This is a genomic window from Halomonas sp. ML-15 (assembly GCF_014779595.1).
In the GTDB taxonomy this organism is placed as follows: Bacteria; Pseudomonadota; Gammaproteobacteria; order Pseudomonadales; family Halomonadaceae; genus Franzmannia.
Genome location: NZ_JACXZT010000019.1, coordinates 1,087,403 through 1,105,171, shown reverse-complemented (window position 1 = coordinate 1,105,171; position 17,769 = coordinate 1,087,403). Strand labels below are relative to the sequence as shown.

Annotated in this window: 15 protein-coding genes; 10 read left to right on the top strand and 5 right to left on the bottom strand. The window is 63.4% G+C overall.

Annotation, left to right across the window (positions count from 1 at the left end; genetic code table 11):
• Positions 1–72: 72 nt before the first annotated feature.
• Positions 73–1,038: a tripartite tricarboxylate transporter substrate binding protein gene (locus tag IEI94_RS16910; RefSeq protein ID WP_191168431.1), complete on the bottom strand. Its 966-nt coding sequence runs from the start codon at positions 1,036–1,038 to the stop codon at positions 73–75.
• Positions 1,039–1,124: 86 nt separating this feature from the next.
• The gene (locus tag IEI94_RS16905) at positions 1,125–1,619 is read right to left on the bottom strand and encodes a tripartite tricarboxylate transporter TctB family protein (RefSeq protein WP_191168430.1); all 495 of its coding nucleotides are present in this window, start codon (positions 1,617–1,619) and stop codon (positions 1,125–1,127) included.
• 272 nt (positions 1,620–1,891) lie between these two features.
• Between IEI94_RS16905 and IEI94_RS16900 the strand changes: the two genes are divergently transcribed.
• The 3 genes from IEI94_RS16900 to IEI94_RS16890 are packed head-to-tail and all read left to right on the top strand — an operon-like array spanning position 1,892 to position 5,519.
• Positions 1,892–2,440, top strand: coding sequence for a cytochrome b (locus IEI94_RS16900; RefSeq protein ID WP_191168429.1), 549 nt, complete (start codon positions 1,892–1,894; stop codon positions 2,438–2,440).
• Positions 2,441–2,449: 9 nt separating this feature from the next.
• Positions 2,450–3,625, top strand: coding sequence for a ChaN family lipoprotein (locus IEI94_RS16895; protein ID WP_191168428.1), 1,176 nt, complete (start codon positions 2,450–2,452; stop codon positions 3,623–3,625).
• Positions 3,626–3,632: 7 nt separating this feature from the next.
• Positions 3,633–5,519, top strand: coding sequence for a M1 family metallopeptidase (locus tag IEI94_RS16890; RefSeq protein ID WP_191168427.1), 1,887 nt, complete (start codon positions 3,633–3,635; stop codon positions 5,517–5,519).
• On the opposite strand, the gene IEI94_RS16885 is transcribed toward IEI94_RS16890, so the two are convergent.
• From IEI94_RS16885 to IEI94_RS16875, 3 genes are read right to left on the bottom strand one after another with little or no spacing between them, the layout of a single operon-like run.
• A complete protein-coding gene (locus IEI94_RS16885; protein ID WP_191168426.1) occupies positions 5,496–6,953 on the bottom strand; it encodes a PH domain-containing protein in 1,458 nt (485 codons plus the stop codon). The genes IEI94_RS16890 and IEI94_RS16885 overlap by 24 nt on opposite strands.
• A complete protein-coding gene (locus IEI94_RS16880; protein WP_191168425.1) occupies positions 6,950–7,477 on the bottom strand; it encodes a PH domain-containing protein in 528 nt (175 codons plus the stop codon). Before IEI94_RS16880 ends, IEI94_RS16885 begins: the two co-directional genes overlap by 4 nt.
• The gene (locus tag IEI94_RS16875; protein WP_191168424.1) at positions 7,474–8,724 is read right to left on the bottom strand and encodes a methyltransferase; all 1,251 of its coding nucleotides are present in this window, start codon (positions 8,722–8,724) and stop codon (positions 7,474–7,476) included. The genes IEI94_RS16880 and IEI94_RS16875 overlap by 4 nt, the downstream gene beginning before the upstream one ends.
• A gap of 302 nt (positions 8,725–9,026) precedes the next feature.
• Between IEI94_RS16875 and IEI94_RS16870 the strand changes: the two genes are divergently transcribed.
• The 7 genes from IEI94_RS16870 to IEI94_RS16840 all read left to right on the top strand — a co-directional run bounded on the left by IEI94_RS16870 (position 9,027) and on the right by IEI94_RS16840 (position 17,583).
• Complete coding sequence (locus IEI94_RS16870) at positions 9,027–10,250, top strand: GGDEF domain-containing protein (RefSeq protein ID WP_191168423.1); 1,224 nt, start codon at positions 9,027–9,029, stop codon at positions 10,248–10,250.
• 74 nt (positions 10,251–10,324) lie between these two features.
• Positions 10,325–10,672, top strand: coding sequence for a putative quinol monooxygenase (locus tag IEI94_RS16865; protein ID WP_191168422.1), 348 nt, complete (start codon positions 10,325–10,327; stop codon positions 10,670–10,672).
• 106 nt (positions 10,673–10,778) lie between these two features.
• The gene (locus tag IEI94_RS16860; RefSeq protein WP_191168421.1) at positions 10,779–12,569 is read left to right on the top strand and encodes an ABC transporter transmembrane domain-containing protein; all 1,791 of its coding nucleotides are present in this window, start codon (positions 10,779–10,781) and stop codon (positions 12,567–12,569) included.
• Positions 12,570–13,012: 443 nt separating this feature from the next.
• On the top strand, positions 13,013–14,116 hold the full coding sequence (locus tag IEI94_RS16855) for a TRAP transporter substrate-binding protein (protein WP_191168420.1): 1,104 nt from the start codon (positions 13,013–13,015) through the stop codon (positions 14,114–14,116).
• A 1-nt stretch (position 14,117) separates the two neighbouring features.
• The gene (locus IEI94_RS16850) at positions 14,118–14,627 is read left to right on the top strand and encodes a TRAP transporter small permease subunit (RefSeq protein ID WP_191168419.1); all 510 of its coding nucleotides are present in this window, start codon (positions 14,118–14,120) and stop codon (positions 14,625–14,627) included.
• A gap of 3 nt (positions 14,628–14,630) precedes the next feature.
• Positions 14,631–15,956: a TRAP transporter large permease gene (locus IEI94_RS16845; protein ID WP_191168418.1), complete on the top strand. Its 1,326-nt coding sequence runs from the start codon at positions 14,631–14,633 to the stop codon at positions 15,954–15,956.
• Positions 15,957–15,996: 40 nt separating this feature from the next.
• Complete coding sequence (locus tag IEI94_RS16840; protein ID WP_191168417.1) at positions 15,997–17,583, top strand: gamma-glutamyltransferase family protein; 1,587 nt, start codon at positions 15,997–15,999, stop codon at positions 17,581–17,583.
• Positions 17,584–17,769 lie beyond the last annotated feature (186 nt).

Genomic DNA, 17,769 nt, shown 5'->3' with positions numbered 1-17,769 from the left:
CTTCGCTAATAAAACTGGGCCCGAAGCAACACAATGCCCGGACCCACCTGGGGTTATTTACTTAAAACCATATCAATCAATATTGAACTGCTCGAGATTTTCCTCGATAATTGGTGAAAGCACATTATTGGAGCGTTCCACCATCTCTTCTGTTTCCTCAGCATTCAGATAGCGGTAGGGTAGCGAAGCGTTTTGGAAGTTCTCGATCATTGCCTCATTAGTACTTATCTCATCGAGAGCGGATGTCAGAATATCGCGCACTTCGTCAGGCAGCCCAGTCGGGGCTACCATAACACGAGAAACCCCCATTTCCAGGTCGATACCTTGCTCCTTGAAAGTGGGAACATCCGGGAACATATCCATCCGCTCGGCCGCAGCGAAGCCAATCGGAGTACCACCGGCATCGGTAATCGGATCATGGCTCATGGAAGACGTTGAAGCCAGATCGATATGATTCCCCAGCAGCGCATTCATAAGCTCGCCACCGCCCGAATAGAGGACCGGCGTGGTTTCAATTCCTAAATCATCGCTAAGAGCCAAGATATTCAGGAGACCAATTGCACCAGACTCACCAATCACGAGCGCACCAGGATTTTCTTCGCCATAGCTGCGCATAGCCTCAAGACTATCGAGCTCGCTTCCTGGACCGGAAAAAATCCCCATCGGCATATCATCGAAAGAAGCCAGATACTCGAAGCTATCATTATCAAAGCTAGTGTCGCGCGTATTTTCCAGTACGAAATTATCCGGATACCCGAACACTCCCAGGGTATACCCATCGGGATCGCTACCGGCCATTTCAGCAATGCCGATTTCACCACCGGCCCCTTCGCGATTGACCACATTGACCTGCTGCCCGAGCTCATCACTCAGTCGATCGGCAATGATCCTTGCTACAGTATCGCCACCGCCACCGGCACTATAGGGTACGATGATCTGTATATTCCCGGTGGGGTAATCCTGCGCCAGGGCGGCACCGGACGCAGCCAGCAAGAAAGGTGCACCAAATAGAGTTGCCAACTTCATTTTCTTTGTCATTGTCTTCACCTTATATTGGTATTTAATTCTGCATCATTGCAGTGTGAGCCGGCATGATGCATACGAATCTCCGAACGTTTGAACGCTCAGAAGAGAACCCCAGATGGGGCGGGAAGCCCCAGCAACAGGGTGAAAACCAAGTACATAAAGAGGGTCACTAGAAAAGCAAAAACACACCCTTTCAGATACACTTTTCGCTTGAGTCTGGCAGGATCGATACGATAGTCGTGATAGCAGTAAATCACAAAAACGAGAAATGCCGAGGCTAGATAAAAACCAACCACTGTGAGCAACATAAAGGTCAGCAGCATAATACCGCCTGGCACCATTATCTGAAATACCAAAGTATCGCGCATCTTGATGCGCTCACTTTTCACCTCGGCGATATCCAAGTCATCAGCGGTGGCTAGTCTTTTAGCCTTTATCGCTGCATCTATGAGCATCAGCAGGCCTGTGATTCCAGCTCCCCACAGCACCATTTTAGGAAACATGGCAGAACGCACGGGGAGATCAACAACCTGGGTATATAGCAATGCTGAGGCGATGATTAAGAAAATACCCAAGATAAAATTGGATCGCATTTAGCCAACTCACACAACTTTTCCAGTGGAAACCAGGAACATTTCCCGATCTATGTTATCGGTAACTTTTCTATAACAGAGAGGCTAGAAGGTGCTCACAAAAGTGTCAATATCAAAGTGCCACACCACCCCTTAGACAATGGTATAAGAGGCCTAGCACTCCTTGGAGCATATGCACTCGTAGCAGGCCTTGTTTGAGTATGCTGGGTATGCCGATACGCAGATCGGCTACGCTGATAAAGCGATGCCGCCTCCCGCCATAAGGAGTTTCCATGACAGACCGCTATGCCTACCCGCACCGACTGCTCCACTGGGGAGTTGCGGTGGTGCTGCTGTTCTCGCTGGCCAGCGGCCTGACGCTAGGATTTCTCGGCTTCGAGGGCGCTATGGAACGCCTTGGGCGGGCCGGCACGGATACGCTCTACACGCTGCACAAGACCGCCGGCGTTGCAATGCTGGGGCTGATGACGGCAAGGCTGATCACCCGCCTGATCTACGTCGTGCCCGTTCATGAGCCCCCGCTTCCGCCCTTTCAGCATCTTCTCAGCACTGCCGTGCACCATCTGCTCTACTTGGCACTACTGGCCATGCCGGTGATCGGCTGGCTGGCCACCGCCGCCGGCGGCTTTCCGGTACAGTTCTTCCAGTTCAACCTGCCCGGTCTGATCGGCGAGAATGAGGCGCTGTCACAGCAACTATTCGTGTGGCACGGCTGGCTCGGATGGGTCATCCTCGGTCTGGTGGTACTGCACATCTGCGGCGCGCTCTACCACTGGCTGATTCGCCGCGACGGCGTGATAACACGCATGAGCCTGTTTTAGGAGCCTTCGATGCCGTTACGCCGCTTGACTCTGCCCGCGTTGCTCCTCGCCGCGAGTTTCTTGACGCCGCAGACGGCCCTGGCCGCGGCCTGCCCTGCGCCGGGCGAATGGCGGCTCGACGATGGGCGCCACACCACCAATGCAGCGATGATGCACCAGCTCGCCGACCAGCAGGTGGTACTGCTGGGTGAGCAGCACGATCGGCTCGCCCACCACCGCTGGCAGCTGCATACGCTCTCCGGCCTGCATGGCCATCGTGACGATCTGCTGATCGGGCTCGAGATGCTGCCGCGGGAGTCGCAGCCGGCGCTCGATGCCTGGGTGGCCGGCGAGCTCAGCGAGTCGCAATTCCTCGATAAGAGCGGCTGGCATCAATACTGGGGCCACGACCCGGCGTTCTATCTGCCGATCCTGCATTTTGCACGCATGCAGCAGATCCCGCTGGTGGCCCTGAATATCCTGCCCGAGCTGCGCCAGCGACTCGCCAGCGAAGGCTGGGACAGCGTCCCGACCGACCAGCGTCACCACCTCTCGCCTCCCGCCGCGCCTGAGACGGCTTACCGAGAACAGCTCGAGGCGGTATTCGCCCAGCACCCCAGCGGCAGCGATTCTGACGACGCCGGGAATAACGGCCTGGAACGCTTTATCGCCGCCCAGCTCGCCTGGGACCGGGCCATGGCCGAGGGTATCGCCGACGCGCTTGAGCGCCATACCGATAGTGACAATAACGCCCCGCTACTGGTGGGGCTGGTCGGCCAGGGGCATCTGGCCTACGGCCACGGCGTGCCCCACCAGTTGGCTGATCTGGGCGTCGAGGGCCAGCAGACTCTGCTGACCTGGCAGCCCAATGGTCAGTGCGAGCCCCCCGCGGGGCTGGCCGATGCTCTGTATGCGCTAGGTGACGAAGCGGGCTTCGAGCCGTCGGCACCACCACGCTTAGGGGTCATGATAGAAGCTCACGTGGACGGCGTGCTGGTACAGGCCGTTGGCGACGACTCCATTGCAGAGCGCGCCGGCCTGGCCAGCGGTGACGTGATTGTCGAGGCCGCCGGACGGCGTATGGCCAGCCCCGGCGAGCTGATCGCCGTGGTTCGCGACCAGCCCCCCGGCACCCTGCTGCCGCTGGGGGTATCACGCGATGGAAGCCTCGAGGAAGTGCTGGCGCGCTTCCCGGCGCAGCAGTGAGTCCGCCATGGCCGGCACTCACCATCGTCTAGGCAGTCTGCTTACGCTGCTGGCGGGCCTGAGCATACTGCCCAGCGGCACCGCCGTCGCCGAGGCGCTGTCGCACAAGACCATGCGGCTGTGGCTCGACCCCGCTAATGGCGGCCTGCGCGGCGAGCTCGAGATCAGCCCCGCGCCCGCCGCCAACGACATCCGTCTGCTCCCTGGACTCGAGATCACCCTTGATGAGCACGACGGCGAACGCCGCCTGATACACTGGCAAGGTCACCTCGAGGCGGCACATCAGCAGCGTGGACTGCGCCTTAGCGAGGCCGGCAGTTTCCTGCCAGCCCGTGCCAGCTGGTACCCCTCACTGGTCGACTCGCCCTTCTCGCTCTCGCTGACGCTTGAACTGCCGCCAGGCCAGCGCGCTGTGGCCAGCGGCTCACTGTTTCACCAGGAAAGTGACAGCGACATCAACCGTGAGCACTACCGGCACCCTCGTAGCGATAGCATCGAAGTCGCTGCTGGGCCCTGGCAACTGCGCGAACGCGATCTCGGCGAAGTACGCCTGCGCACGCTGTTCCCTGCCGCTCTGGACGATGCCTTCGCCGAGACCTACCTCGCTCACGCCGCCCGTTACCTGGTCATGTTCGAGGAGCGTCTCGGCGACTACCCCTTTACCAGTTTCACCATGGCCGCCACTCCGGACCCGGTGGGATTGGCCTTCCCAGGCTTCACGCTGCTCGGTGAGCGGGTCATCCCGCTGCCCTTCATTCCCCGCACCTCACTGGCACACGAGCTAATGCATGCCTGGTGGGGCACCGGCGTGCGCCTCGATCATATGGCGGGCAACTGGTCGGAGGCGCTGACGACCTACCTGGCCGATTATCACCTCGATGAGTTGCGCGGCGAGGCCCTCGAGACGCGCACTCGCTGGCTGACCGATCTCGCCGCTCTCCCCGCCGACCGCGAGCATCCGCTGATCGCCTTTCGCGGTGGCCGCGATCCCGCTATGCGACTGATCGGCTACCAGCACGGCGCCATGGTCCTGCACATGCTGCGCCAGCGGATTGGCGATGCCGCCTTCGACCGCGCCCTGCGCCGGCTGGTTGAAACGCACATGTTCCACGAAGCCGGCTGGGACGATCTGCAGGCCGCCTTCGAGGAGGCCGCCGATACCTCACTGGAGGCCTTTTTCACTGCCTGGCTGACACAGCCTGGTCGCCCACGGTTAGCCCTCGACGACGCCCAGTCCACCGCGCGGGACGATCACTGGCAGCTCGATATCGTACTGCACCAGCACGGCGATGCTGGCCCCTGGCCGCTATACCTGCCGCTTGTCATCGAGACCCGGGACGGGGAGGTACAGCGCACCATCGAGATGGACAGGACCCGCCAGCGCGTAAGCCTCGAACTCGAGGTGCGCCCGCTGGGCCTGCAGATCGATCCGCAGATGGAGGTGCTGCGCGAACTTAGCGACCCACCGGCAACCCTGCGCGCGCTGATGCTGGCAACCGATGTCGACGTAATCGCGGTGAGCCCGGGGAGTGAGTCGCTGGCCCATCAGCTGCTGGGCCAGCGGCCCGCGGCAGCGCAGACAACGACCGCAGACGAGCAGGCCAGGCTGCAGCTGGTGGTGGGCCTCAGCGACGACGTCGAGGCGTGGCTCGAAACCCAGGGCATGGAGGCAGCGCCTGGGACTGTCCGGCGCGGAACGGCGCGCATGTGGCACCATCCCGACAGGCCCTTGGTCGTACTCAGCGCCGATAGTCAGCGTGGCCTCGGCCAGCTGGCGGGAGCACTGCGCCACCAGGGCCAATACAGCTATGTGACTCAGAACGCCGAGGGCGACACCCTCGACACTGGGCGCTGGCCTCTGGGGCGTGGCCTAGCCTGGGACTTCGACGACTGAGCGTGGCACAGAGGCCGCCAACAGCTCGTCGGCCAGCGCCAACGCCGTGCCATGCTCGATGAACGGCAGCGCCACTCGTCCATGGGCGAGATGCAGGTGCAGCGTGGCCAGCCCGCGACGACGCTGTAGCCAGCTCTGGCGCACGTCCACCGAGATGCCCTTGTCCAGTGCAAACACATGGGTGCGAATGCCGAACAGGCCATGCCGCACCCACAGATACCCGCCGCAGTGCGCCCACCCCTGACAACGCCAGCGCCGCCAGGCGCCGACGACAACCAGCACCACCAGTGCCCCGGTCAGTAGCCACCACTGCCAGGTCGTCAGCGCCGGGCCCAGCACTGCGCCGCTGCCCGCCAGCAGCAGCCCGCTGAGCAGCCCCCCGCGTAGCAGCAGCGCTCGGCGGTAGTAGTGCGATACGGGCGTCCAGGCTGGGGGCCATCTCAGCCCCGGCCACAGCACGGCCAGCAGACGACGCTGTTCGCCGCCTGTTACGCCGGGTACCAGAAAGCGGCGTCCCTCATCGGCACTCCCGCCAAACTGATGGCAGACCAGATAGCCGCAGCCGAGCAGGCGCCCCAGCCCGGTTTCGACCCACTCAACCACCTGCAGCCGCTCAAGGGCGAGACTCTGGCGCCGACGCTGGAGCAGGCCGCTGGTCTGAATCTGACGCCCTCCCTGGTCGACCAGGCGATAGCCAGCAAAGCGCCACACCGCCGCCACGATCGACAGCAGCGCCAGCGCCATGACCACCACCAGCATACCCAGCGCAGCGAGCAGCAACGGCGCGGTCGGCAGCCAGTCCGGCAGCGCCTGGGACGGCGCGATGTCGTGCAGCCAGCGTTCAACGGGGCGCATCAGCGGCGACAGCATTGCCGCGGCCACCAACACCGAGCGACTCGACAGGCCATGCAGCAGCAAGCCGCGGGTGGTAAGCCTGAAGTGCGGTGCGACGCTGGTGCCCGACGCCGACATGGCCGGTGCCAGTCTCTCACTGAGCGCATCGGCCGTGGTCTGGCGGATGCCCGGCAGGGTGATTCGCGAGGCGTCACCGGCCACCGGTATCACCTGCCACTCCACCACACCGAATGGCCGCATGTGCAGTGGCTGGCGGGTGGCGATCTGCTGCACGTGGCGCGCAGCGAGCTTGAACTCGCGGTGCTCGAATAGGCCTTGGTGAATGACCAGCACATCGTCTTCCAGCCGAAACCGAAAGCGCCGGTAATAGCGCCAGGCCAGCAGCACCGCCACCAGAAGTGCAACGCCGACGCCAAGCACCAGCTCGCGCCAGCCGACGGCATCGAGCAGGGTCAAGCCGGCCCCGGCGCCCAGCAGAAGCGGCAACTGCTGGCGGCTCTGCTCCGCCGCCTGAGTCAGCAGCAGCGAGACCATCGCCCACGGCGACAACCGCTGCCACTGCGTCAGCGATTCACTCATGCCGAGGTCCCATCCGCGGTGCTCTGCAGGCGATGCAGAAGCTGCTGTTTCAGCGCCTCGGCCCGGGCCGCGGGAAGGCCTTCGATCACCACATCGGCGCTGCGCCCTCCGGCGGTGAAACAGGCCAGACGTACCAGCCCGAAACAGCGCTCCAACGGGTTGCTGCGCGTCTCGATATGCTGAAGCCTGACCAGCGGCAGCGCCTGAAAACGCTGCACCAACAACCCTCGACGCTGGACGATATCATGCTCGCGTAGTGCATAGCCGCGCCGCCGGGCCTCGCACCACGCAACGCCTACGCCCAGCGCTCCGAGCCCAGCGACGCCGGCCACCAGCCAGATACGCCATGCCAGCCACTCCGACTCGCCCAGCGGCATCAGCGCCACTGCCATCACGACCAGCAACCAGCTGCCCGCCTTGTGCAGCGCTAAACAGGGCGCCAAGCGCGCCGAAACGGCCTCCAGCGGGGCCTCGGCGAGGCGCGGCTGGCGCTCTTCGTCGGCGGGAGAACGCGCCTGGTTCATGAGACGCCTCGCACCGCAGGATGGCCTTGTCGGCCGGGGGGCACTGCCTGAATCAGCAGATTGCGCGGCGTCAGTTGCCGCGCGCAGAAGGTGCCCAAGGTGACCCTATAGCCGGCTTCCTCGAGCATCACCACGCGGTCGAGTACAAGCCACAGTTCCAACGGCCGGCGAAACAGCTGGCGCACCACTTCGAGACGCTCGACCTCGGCCTGGCGCTGCCAGCCGCGCGCCTCTAGCTCGGCCCAGTCGATCCGCGACGCCAGCCTCAGCCCCTTTTGCGCAGCAGCCCAGGCGCAGAAATCGGCCAGCGTCGACGGCATGCGTCCATAGGCGAGACTCGGCACCGGCAGGTAACTGTCGACACCTCGCAATTGGCGCTGCAGCAGGTCGAAGGCGAGTCGCCAAGCGCTGTTCTGTCGCCGCTGGCGGCGTACCTGCTGCGGCGCGGTCACGGTTTCCTGAACCGCCAGAGCCAGGGTCTCACGCTCGAGGTCCAGCCCATCCCGCTTGGCCAGTGACCGCCCCGCTGCCGACAGCGGCCGATAGTGCGACTCACCCGTACGCTGATAGCAACACGGCGCCAGGGTCACCCCTGCACCGCTCGCCGCCGCCAGCTCGAGTAGCCGCACATGCAGGTCGCCACAGGCGTGCAGCGCCACCACCTGGGTCGAGTCATTCAGACGCTGCGCTGCCGATGCCGCCATCACATCCTGCTCGACCAAGGTCACCCGAGCGCCCTGCCGATCAGCCAGTCGCTGCCCTTCTCTGCACAGCGCCGGCTGCCACTCCAGCGCAGATACCGACCGCCGATGCAGACGGCTGAGAGTTCGCGATAGGTGTCCCTTGCCAGCACACCACTCCACCAGACTTGCGTCAGGCATGATCGGCACCTGGGGTGCGAAGGCCTCGATCTGCCGCCACTTTCGGCCTCCCACATGCGTCGCCCAGGATGCCGGCAGCGACACCTCACTGGAGAGCGTCGCCACGTCACACAGTTCGGCCAGCGGCCCCAATGGCAGATACGCCCCCAGCGGGTGCCGGGACACGGTGTCAGGCGACGCATAAGGGTCCTCGTCGCGCAGTCGCGCCAAGCAGGCATCACTCAGGCCGATAGCCGCCTCGTACAGCGCCGGGTGGTCGTTCGACCAGTCAGGCGTATGCTGATAAAAGGGCGTCGGCTGCCACAGCGTTTGCCACCTTCCAAGCAGCGCACTCAATGACTCGAAGCGTTCAGCATGGCCTGTCAAAACACCTCCCCATGACAGGCAAGCAATTGAAGTTGCATCAAATATCCCTCCTTTCGCGCCACTGGCATGAGAGCTCTGGTACCACCACCTCACACTTGACCTGTAGGCAATGTCTTACACTATGTGTAGGCAATATATGACATTCACCGAGCCTCCCTGGCGACCTCCACAATACCTGCCATGCTTGATGTTGCGTGCTGAAGCGAGCGACACACTCACGTTGCCAGTATGCCCTGATAACACTAATAGCAGTAAGGGAACCGGGAGGGCCCGCCATCGGCAGGCCGCCCAAGGATTCGGTAATGCCGGTCAGCATGCCCACGACACCCTCGGTGGCGAAGCTCACTCTATGGGCGGAATTCAGTGACCCCGCGCTAGAGTCACGCTATCGCTGCACCATGCTCGCCCATGATGCTTGCCAGATGCAGTATGCCGCGCTCCTTGCGGCGGCGCTGTTTCTGCTGTTCGGCTTCGCCGACCACGCCATCAGCGGCTCAGGCAGCGACTTGATCTGGCTATTGGCGATGCGCGCCACCGTTATCGTAACCTGCATTGTGCTGGCCATTGCCGTGCATCGCCAGCCGCACTGGGCACATCGTCAACTGCCGATCAATCTGGCGTGCCTGGTTGCACTGAGCGGACTACTGCTGACCATTCCACTGCGCCCCAACGGTTTCAGCACGCAACTAACGTCCACGGTCGTGGCCAGCATGGCACTCTATCTGCTGGTGCCCAACCGCTTGCCCTGGACGCTATTATGGAATGCCTATCTCATCACCGGGTTTACCGCTGCCGTACTGCTCTGGGTACCGGCACCGCCGGGCGTAATGACGGCCAATCTACTGCTGATCGGTGTGGTCAATCTGATCGGCGGCATTACCCAACTGCGCCTTAACCGCCTGCAGCGTCAGCAATATCTGTCGTTGCAGGAAGAGCGCGACACCAATCTCCGTCTGCAGGCGGAGATCGACGAACGCCGACAGCTGGAGCGACGACTTCGCCATAGCGCCAGCACCGACCCTCTCACCGGGCTGTTCAATCGTCGCCGATTCTTCGAACTGGCCGACCACGAGTTGCGTCGCGCGCAACGCCACACAACGCCGTTAGCGCTGTTCATGATCGATATCGATCACTTCAAACTGCTCAACGACTGCCACGGCCACCGTATCGGCGACCAGGCCTTGATCGCAGTAGCCGCCAGCTGCCAGGCAGCGCTGCGCGATACCGACATCATCGGCCGCTACGGCGGTGAGGAGTTCGTGGTCGCCCTGCCCGATGCGACACTCGACACTGCCCTGTCGATTGCCGAGCGCCTTCGCCAGCAGATCAGCGATCTGTCGCTGGAAACCGACTCCACGCCCCTGAGACTGTCGGTCACGGTCGGGGTCAGCCTGCTGCACGACAATGAAACAACGCTGGATGGTGCTTTACAGCGTGCCGACCAGGCGCTTTACATCGGCAAGGCCAGGGGCCGCGACCAGGTCGTGGTCGCCCCGCCGAGCTCATTGACCGCCATCAAGGCATGAGTCCCACGACAGATTTCGCTACGCAACGTCGGAGTGGTATCGTCGCCGGTCTCAACGACATGCTTGGAGGCACCATGAGCGCGAAGATCTACTGCACCGCCAGCTTCAAACCCAAACCCGGCAAGGAAGAGTCACTCTTCAAGGCGCTGCAGGCGCTCGAGCCGAATGCTCACCGCGAAGACGCCTGTCTGCTCTATACGGTTACCCGCCATATCGACAACCCCTTCGCTCAGGGCACCAGCTACCCGATCGTCTTCCATGAAATCTGGGCCAACCGCAGCGCTTTCGAGGCACACTGCCAGCGTCGTGAGATTCGTGAATTCTTCGCGACGCACCTCGACGCTGAGGACGGCGATATAGAGGATGCCAACGTCTGCGTATACAGCGATGAGCCGATCGACTACGACGCCCCCGAGTGCTAGGTCGAGTCGCTCACCGACCATCAGGAGGAGGCCCAGCCATCGTCTGAGTCAAGGATGACGGCAACTGGTAAGGTGACGCTGTCAGTCACCACTCTGGAACCGTCCGATGCCGTCTCGCCCTGATCCCCGCACCCTGCTGCGGTTGCTTGCCCTGCTGCGCCCCTATCGTGTGCGCCTGGCGTTGGCGGCACTGACCCTGCTACTCGCCTCGGCCAGCGTACTGCTACTGGGGCAGGGGTTGCGCCTGGTAATCGACCAGGGGTTCATGGCGTCCGATAGCGCCAGCCTGAACCACGCCCTGGTGATGATGCTGGCGGTGGTCACGGTACTTGCCGCAGCCTCGGCGCTACGCTACTACCTGGTCACCTGGATCGGCGAGCGGCTGGCTGCCGATCTGCGGCGACAAGTCTTCGATCACCTGCTCACTCTCGAGCCCAGTTTCTTCGAGAGTGCCATACGCAGCGACCACAGCGCCGGCGAAATCACCTCACGCCTGACGGCCGATACCAGCGTGCTGCAGAGCCTGTTTGGTTCATCGGTGTCGATGGCGCTGCGCAATGCGGTGATGCTGGTCGGCGCCGTGGCGCTGATGCTGATTACGCAGCCCTGGCTGTCGGCACTGGTGCTGCTCGGCATCCCGGCCACGCTGCTGCCAATTCTTTGGTTCGGCCGGCGGGTACGACGCCTATCTCGCTCGAGCCAGGACCGCGTCGCCGAGCTGGGCCGCTACGCTGGCGAGGCCCTGGGAGGCATTCGCACCGTGCAGGCTTTCAACCACCAGGTCACGGATCGGCAGGCCTATGGTGAACGCGTCGAGGACGCCTTCGACACGGCCGTGGTGCGAACCCGGCAGCGGGCCTGGCTGACCGCCATTGCCATGCTGGCCGTCTTTGCCGCAGTGGGAATCATGCTGTGGCAGGGTGGTCAGGCCGTCCTTGCGGGCACGCTAAGCCCCGGTGAACTCTCGGCCTTCGTTTTCTATGCCGTGCTGGCCGCCGGCGCCGTGGCAACACTGGCCGAAGTCGCCGGTGACGTGCAGCGTGCAGCTGGCGCCGCCGAGCGCCTGCTCGAACTGCTCGATACGCAGCCCAGCATTCAGCCACCCGCCTCACCAACGCCGCTGCCTACTCCACTGCGCGGCGAGATCGGCCTGCACGCCGTAAGCTTTCGCTACCCGGGACGCAAGGCGCCGGCCCTGGATGACTTGACGCTGACCATTGCCGCCGGCGAGCGGATCGCGCTGGTCGGCCCCTCGGGCGCTGGCAAGAGTACCCTGCTAGCAATGCTGCTGCGCTTCCACGCCCCCGACAGCGGCTACCTGACCCTGGACGGTATCGATCTCGCTCGGCTCGATCCTCAGTCCCTGCGCAGTCAGTTGGGGCTGGTCTCTCAAGAGCCGGTGCTGTTCAGCGGCAGCGTGGCCGACAACCTGCGCTATGGCCAAGCCGACGCCTCCCATGCGGCGCTGCGCGAAGCGGCCAGCGATGCCAACGCGCTAGCCTTTATCGAGGCGCTCCCCCAGGGGTTCGATACGCCGCTGGGGCCGGGCGGCATTCAGCTTTCCGGTGGCCAGCGCCAGCGCCTGGCGATTGCCCGTGCCCTGCTCAAGAATCCCCGCGTGCTGCTATTGGACGAGGCCACCAGCGCGCTGGATGCCGAGAGCGAGCGGCTGGTGCAACAGGCGCTGGATGCACTGATGGTGGGCCGTACCAGTCTGGTCATCGCCCACCGGCTGGCCACGGTGGTCTCCGCCGATCGCCTGCTGGTGATGGACAACGGCCGACTGCTCGCTGCCGGACGCCATCACGAGCTGCTTACCAGCAGTCCGCTGTATCGTCAGCTCGCCGAGCTGCAGTTCGGTCGGGCGACACCTACCGCAGGCCAGGCACCAGGTTGAACCAAGGTCGAATTGTGCCAGGTCGCCAAGCCAACGATACTTTATGCCTCGATACAGGGCGCACAATCACAAGAAGCCTCTGGTCGACATTACCGTCGAACAAGATATAAAAAGGTCCCTCAGGGATCAGGGGTGCACGCCAGCTCCCCAGGGAGAGGACGCCAGCTATTTTTCTCCCATCATCCGCAGTAATCCCACCCTCTTTCATTACTCGTTGAACGCCTGTTCAGCGCGCCTGCGCCATTCCGACGCCGACCTCCAAGCTTTTAGCCTTTTTTGGTGCGCGTGCGCCCTGAAGGGCCTCTGTTCTGGCGCATAAACGTTACCGATACCTCGCAGAAAAATCATTACAGATATAGAAAATCGATTTTATGGCACACCCATTGCATCGCTCTGGATGGCAACCCCCAATGCCATCCATTCGCAGCCCAAGGGTGAACGCTATGTCGCTATCTCGCCGCAAGTTCCTGACTACCGCCGCGGTTTCCTCCACCGCAGGCATGATCATGGGGGCACCGGCCATCGCCCGCGCCCAGTCGTCCGAGACCGTCAACTGGCGCATGACCAACGCCTACGGCCCAGGCGCCCCCTTCTACACTGAAGGTCCCGGCAGTCCCGCCGATATCATCCAGAAAATCAACACTATGTCCGGCGGACGCTTCAACATCCAGCACTTTGCCGCTGGTGAACTGATTCCCGCCTTCGAGGGATTCGAAGCCGTGCAGGCCGGTACCATCGAGATGAACGCCGCCAACAGCTACTTCTGGTCGGGCACCACCTTCGCCGCTCAATACTTCACCACCGTGCCCTTCGGCATGAGCTATATGGGCCATATGGCCTGGCTCTACCACGGCGGCGGGCTGGAGCTATGGCAGGAGGTCTACGAGCCTTACGGCCTGGTGGCGCTGCCGATGAACAACACCGGGGTGCAAATGACCGGCTGGTTCCGCGAACCGATCGAGGACGTCAATCAGCTCAACGGCTTGCGCATGCGTATCCCGGGGCTCGCCGGCCAGGTCTATGCCGCGCTGGGGGTGGATGCGAGGGTCCTGCCGGGCGGCGAGATTTTCCCCGCACTGGAGCGCGGCGTGATCGATGCCGCCGAGTTCGTCGGCCCCTACCAGGATCGCCGCCTCGGCCTGCACAACGCCGCCAAGTACTACCACACCACCGGCTGGCACGAGCCCGCCACCACCGGTGAGCTACTGATCTCGAAGTCCCACTGGGACAGCCTGCCCGATGATATGAAGATGATGGTGCGCAGCGCCTGCCAGGCGGCTTGCCTGGAGAGTCTGGCCTGGTCGGAAGCGGTCAACGGCGAAGCCCTCACCGACCTGGTGGAGAACCACGGGGTCACCGCTCAGGTACTCCCCGACCCCGTCTTGGAGGCGCTGCGCGAGGCGACCTACGACACCCTGGAAACCGAGGCCAATGCCGATCCCATGGTGCGCAAGGTGCACGACAGCTACATGGCCTTCAAGGCCAACCATGACCGCTGGGCCGGCGTCAGCGAAGGCCTATGGCTCAAAGACATCCTGGGGGTGTGACATGCGCGCCGTGGAACGTCTGGTCCACGGGCTCGAGGCGGTGGTCCGGCTATTCGGCTGGATCGCCGCCTGGACCTGTGTGGCGCTGGTCCTGCTGGTCGCTGGTGACGTGCTAATGCGCTATCTGTTTCGGGTCGGCGCGATCTGGCTGCAGGAGCTGCAGTGGCACCTGATCTCGCCCATCGCCCTGTTCGGCATGTCCTATGCGCTGTATGCCGGCGAACAGGTGCGCGTCGATGTGTTCTACGAACGCTTTCCCGAAGGCCTGAGGCGTACCATCGAGGTGATTGGCGGCCTGCTGCTGGTGGCCATCGGGCTCTATGCTGCCTGGCTGACGCTGCCCTGGATCAGCCAGTCATGGCTACGCAATGAGAGTTCTCCCAACCCCGGCGGTCTACCCTGGCGCTGGGCGCTCAAATCCATTATCCCGCTCGGCTTCGTGCTGCTTGCCATGCAGAGCCTGGCGCATGTACTGCGTCACGTCTTTGCCCTTCCGCCAAGAGGTGAATGATCGATGTCCCCTAATGAGTGGCTCGCCATCGGCATGATCGGCGCCTTCTTCGTCCTGCTGCTGATAGGCTTGCCCGTCGGTATCGCCATCGCCAGTACCGCCTTCTTCTTCGGTTTCATCGGCTTCGGGCCGGCGCTCTTCAACTTGTTGCCTTCACGTATCTACGGGGTGGTGACCAACTACACCTTTATGGCCATCCCGCTATTTGTGTTCATGGGCGTCATGCTGGAGAAGTCCAAGCTCGCCGAAGAGTTGATCGATGTGGTCGGCCACCTGTTCGGCAATATCTCCGGCGGCATGGGGGTGGCCATTATCGCGGTGGGGGTGCTGCTGGGTGCCGCCACCGGCATCGTCGGCGCCACTATTGTTACGCTGGGGCTGCTGACCCTGCCCACCCTGCTGCGCCGCGGCTACCCCAAGACACTGGCTACAGGGATGATCTGCGCCTCGGGGACCCTCGGTCAGATCATCCCCCCTAGCCTGGTGCTGATTCTGCTGGCTGAAATCCTCGGCGAGTCGGTGGGCACCATGTTTGCAGCGGCGATGGTGCCGGGGCTGACCCTGGCAGCGGTCTACATCGTCGCCATTCTGGTGCTGGCGGCGCTGCGGCCAGGGCTGATGCCACCGATTTCCGCCGAGGAGAGGGCCGCACTCTCGAGGGGGCAGCTGATCCGCAAGGTGGTGCTGGTGGTAGGCCCGCCGGTGGGCCTGGTAGTGGCGGTGCTGGGCTCGATCATCGGCGGCATTGCCGCCCCTACCGAAGCCGCGGCCATGGGCGCACTGGGCGCACTGCTATTTGTCGGCCTCTCCGGACGCCTCAACCTGGGCCTGCTCAAGGAGGTCGCCACCGCCACCCTGCTGATCTCGGCGATGGTGTTCTTCATCCTGATCTGTGCTCAGGTGTTTGGCTTGGCATTCCGCGGCCTTGGCGGCGAACATCTGGTGGCGCGCATGTTCGACTGGGTCCCCGGCGGCGAGACCGGCGCCCTGCTGTTCATGCTGCTGCTGATGTTCGTGCTCGGCTTCTTCCTCGAGTGGATCGAAATCACCTATATCGCGCTGCCACTATTCTTGCCATTCTTCGTGCAGCTGGGCGTCGACATGGTGTGGCTGGGGATTCTGGTCGGACTGATCCTGCAGACCTCGTTTCTGACGCCGCCCTTCGGCTGGTCGCTGTTCTTCCTCAAGGGCGTGGCCCCCAAGGAGGTCAGCACCCTGGATATCTACAAGGGCGCGCTGCCCTTTATCGCCCTGCAGTTCCTGGCGGTGGCGCTGGTCTTCATGTTTCCCGCCATTGCCACCTGGCTACCTCAGGCAATTGGCTGGTGACCCCCAGGTGCATCACGATGGCTAACCAGAGAGACCTTCGATGATCCATACCCGACGCAGTTACGGCGGCATGTGTGTCGCCCCCCACCACCTCGCCGCCGAAGCGGGTCGTGATGTGCTCAAGGCGGGAGGCAACGCCGTCGAAGCCATGGTCGCCGCTGCCGCTGCGGTGGCGGTGGTCTACCCGCATATGAACGCCCTGGGCGGCGACGGTTTCTGGTTGATCCACGAACCGGGCAAGCTCCCCGTGGCCATCGACGCCTGCGGCCCCGCCGCTGCCCTTGCTACGCCATCCTTCTACGCCGGCCACGCCAGCATTCCCGAGCGCGGCCCACTGGCGGCACTGACCATGGCCGGCACCGTCGGCGGCTGGCATGAGGCGCTGGCGGTAGCTGCCGACTGGGGACAGGCACTCGCGCTGGAACGACTGCTGGGCGATGCCATTCAGCACGCCGAGCAAGGTGTCGCGGTTACCAGGAGTCAGCAGCAGCTGACCGCCAAGCACCGTGAACGCCTCTCTCAGAGCCCCGGCTTCAGCGAAACCTTCTTGAGTGCCGGCGAGGTGCCCATGGAAGGTAGCCGCCTACGCCAGCCGCGTCTGGCCAGTACCTTAAGACGCCTGGCCGCGGCCGGGCTCGACGACTTCTACCGCGGCGAGCTGGCGACCAGCATGGCCAGTGACCTGGAAGCGCTGGGCAGCCCGCTGCGAGTCGGCGATTTCAACGCCTACCGACCACAGCGGGTCACGCCGCTGGAGGCTAGCCTAGACTCCGCCACGCTCTACAACCTGCCGGCCCCCACCCAGGGCGTGGCATCGCTGATGATCCTGGCACTCTACGAGCGACTCAGGGTAGCCGAGGGCGAGAGCGTGGAGCACCTGCACGGCCTGATCGAAGCGACCAAGCGCGCCTTCCTGCTGCGCGACCGCCTGGTCACCGATCCCGAGCGGCTGCCCTCGCCGCTGCAGCCGCTGCTCGAGGAGGAGGCACTGCAACGCGAGCTGGCCCAGATCGATATGCGCCGCGCCCTACCCTGGCCCCATCAAGCGGCACCGGGGGATACCATCTGGATGGGCTGCGTGGATCGCCAAGGTCGTGCGGTAAGCTTTATTCAGAGCATCTTCTGGGAGTTCGGCAGCGGCGTGGTGCTCCCCGAGAGCGGCGTGCTGTGGCAGAACCGCGGCATCAGTTTCAGCCTCGACGCCGACTCCCTGCGCGGCCTGGGGTCGGGACGCAAACCGTTTCATACCCTCAACCCGGCACTGGCACGCTTTCACGATGGCCGCACCCTGGTCTACGGCACCATGGGCGGCGAGGGGCAGCCGCAGACGCAAGCTGCGGTCTTCTCGCGCTACGCCTTCCACGGCATGTCACTGCAGCAGGCGATCAGCGCGCCGCGCTGGCTGCTGGGCCGCACCTGGGGCGAGAGCAGCACCAACCTCAAGCTGGAGTCACGCTTCCCCGAGGCCAGCGTTGCGGCACTGCGCGCCATGGACCATGACGTGGAAGTATTGCCCGAGGCCTTCAGCGACAGCATGGGCCACGCCGGCGGCATCGTGCACCACCCCGAGGGCTTGATCGAAGGCGCCCACGACCCGCGCAGTGACGGCGGTGCCGCGGGCTGCTAGGGCCTGCCCGAAACACCCCGTAGCGGCGTTAACAGCACGCACCATACGGTGCTCCGAGATTTTTCTTCATGCATAAAAAAGGTCCCCCGAAGGGGACCAGGGGAGCACGCCAGCTCACTCGGTGTATCACCTCGATGGAGGTGATGTTGGCATTCCACGGATCGCAGCACTGTTTTCCTTGTTGTT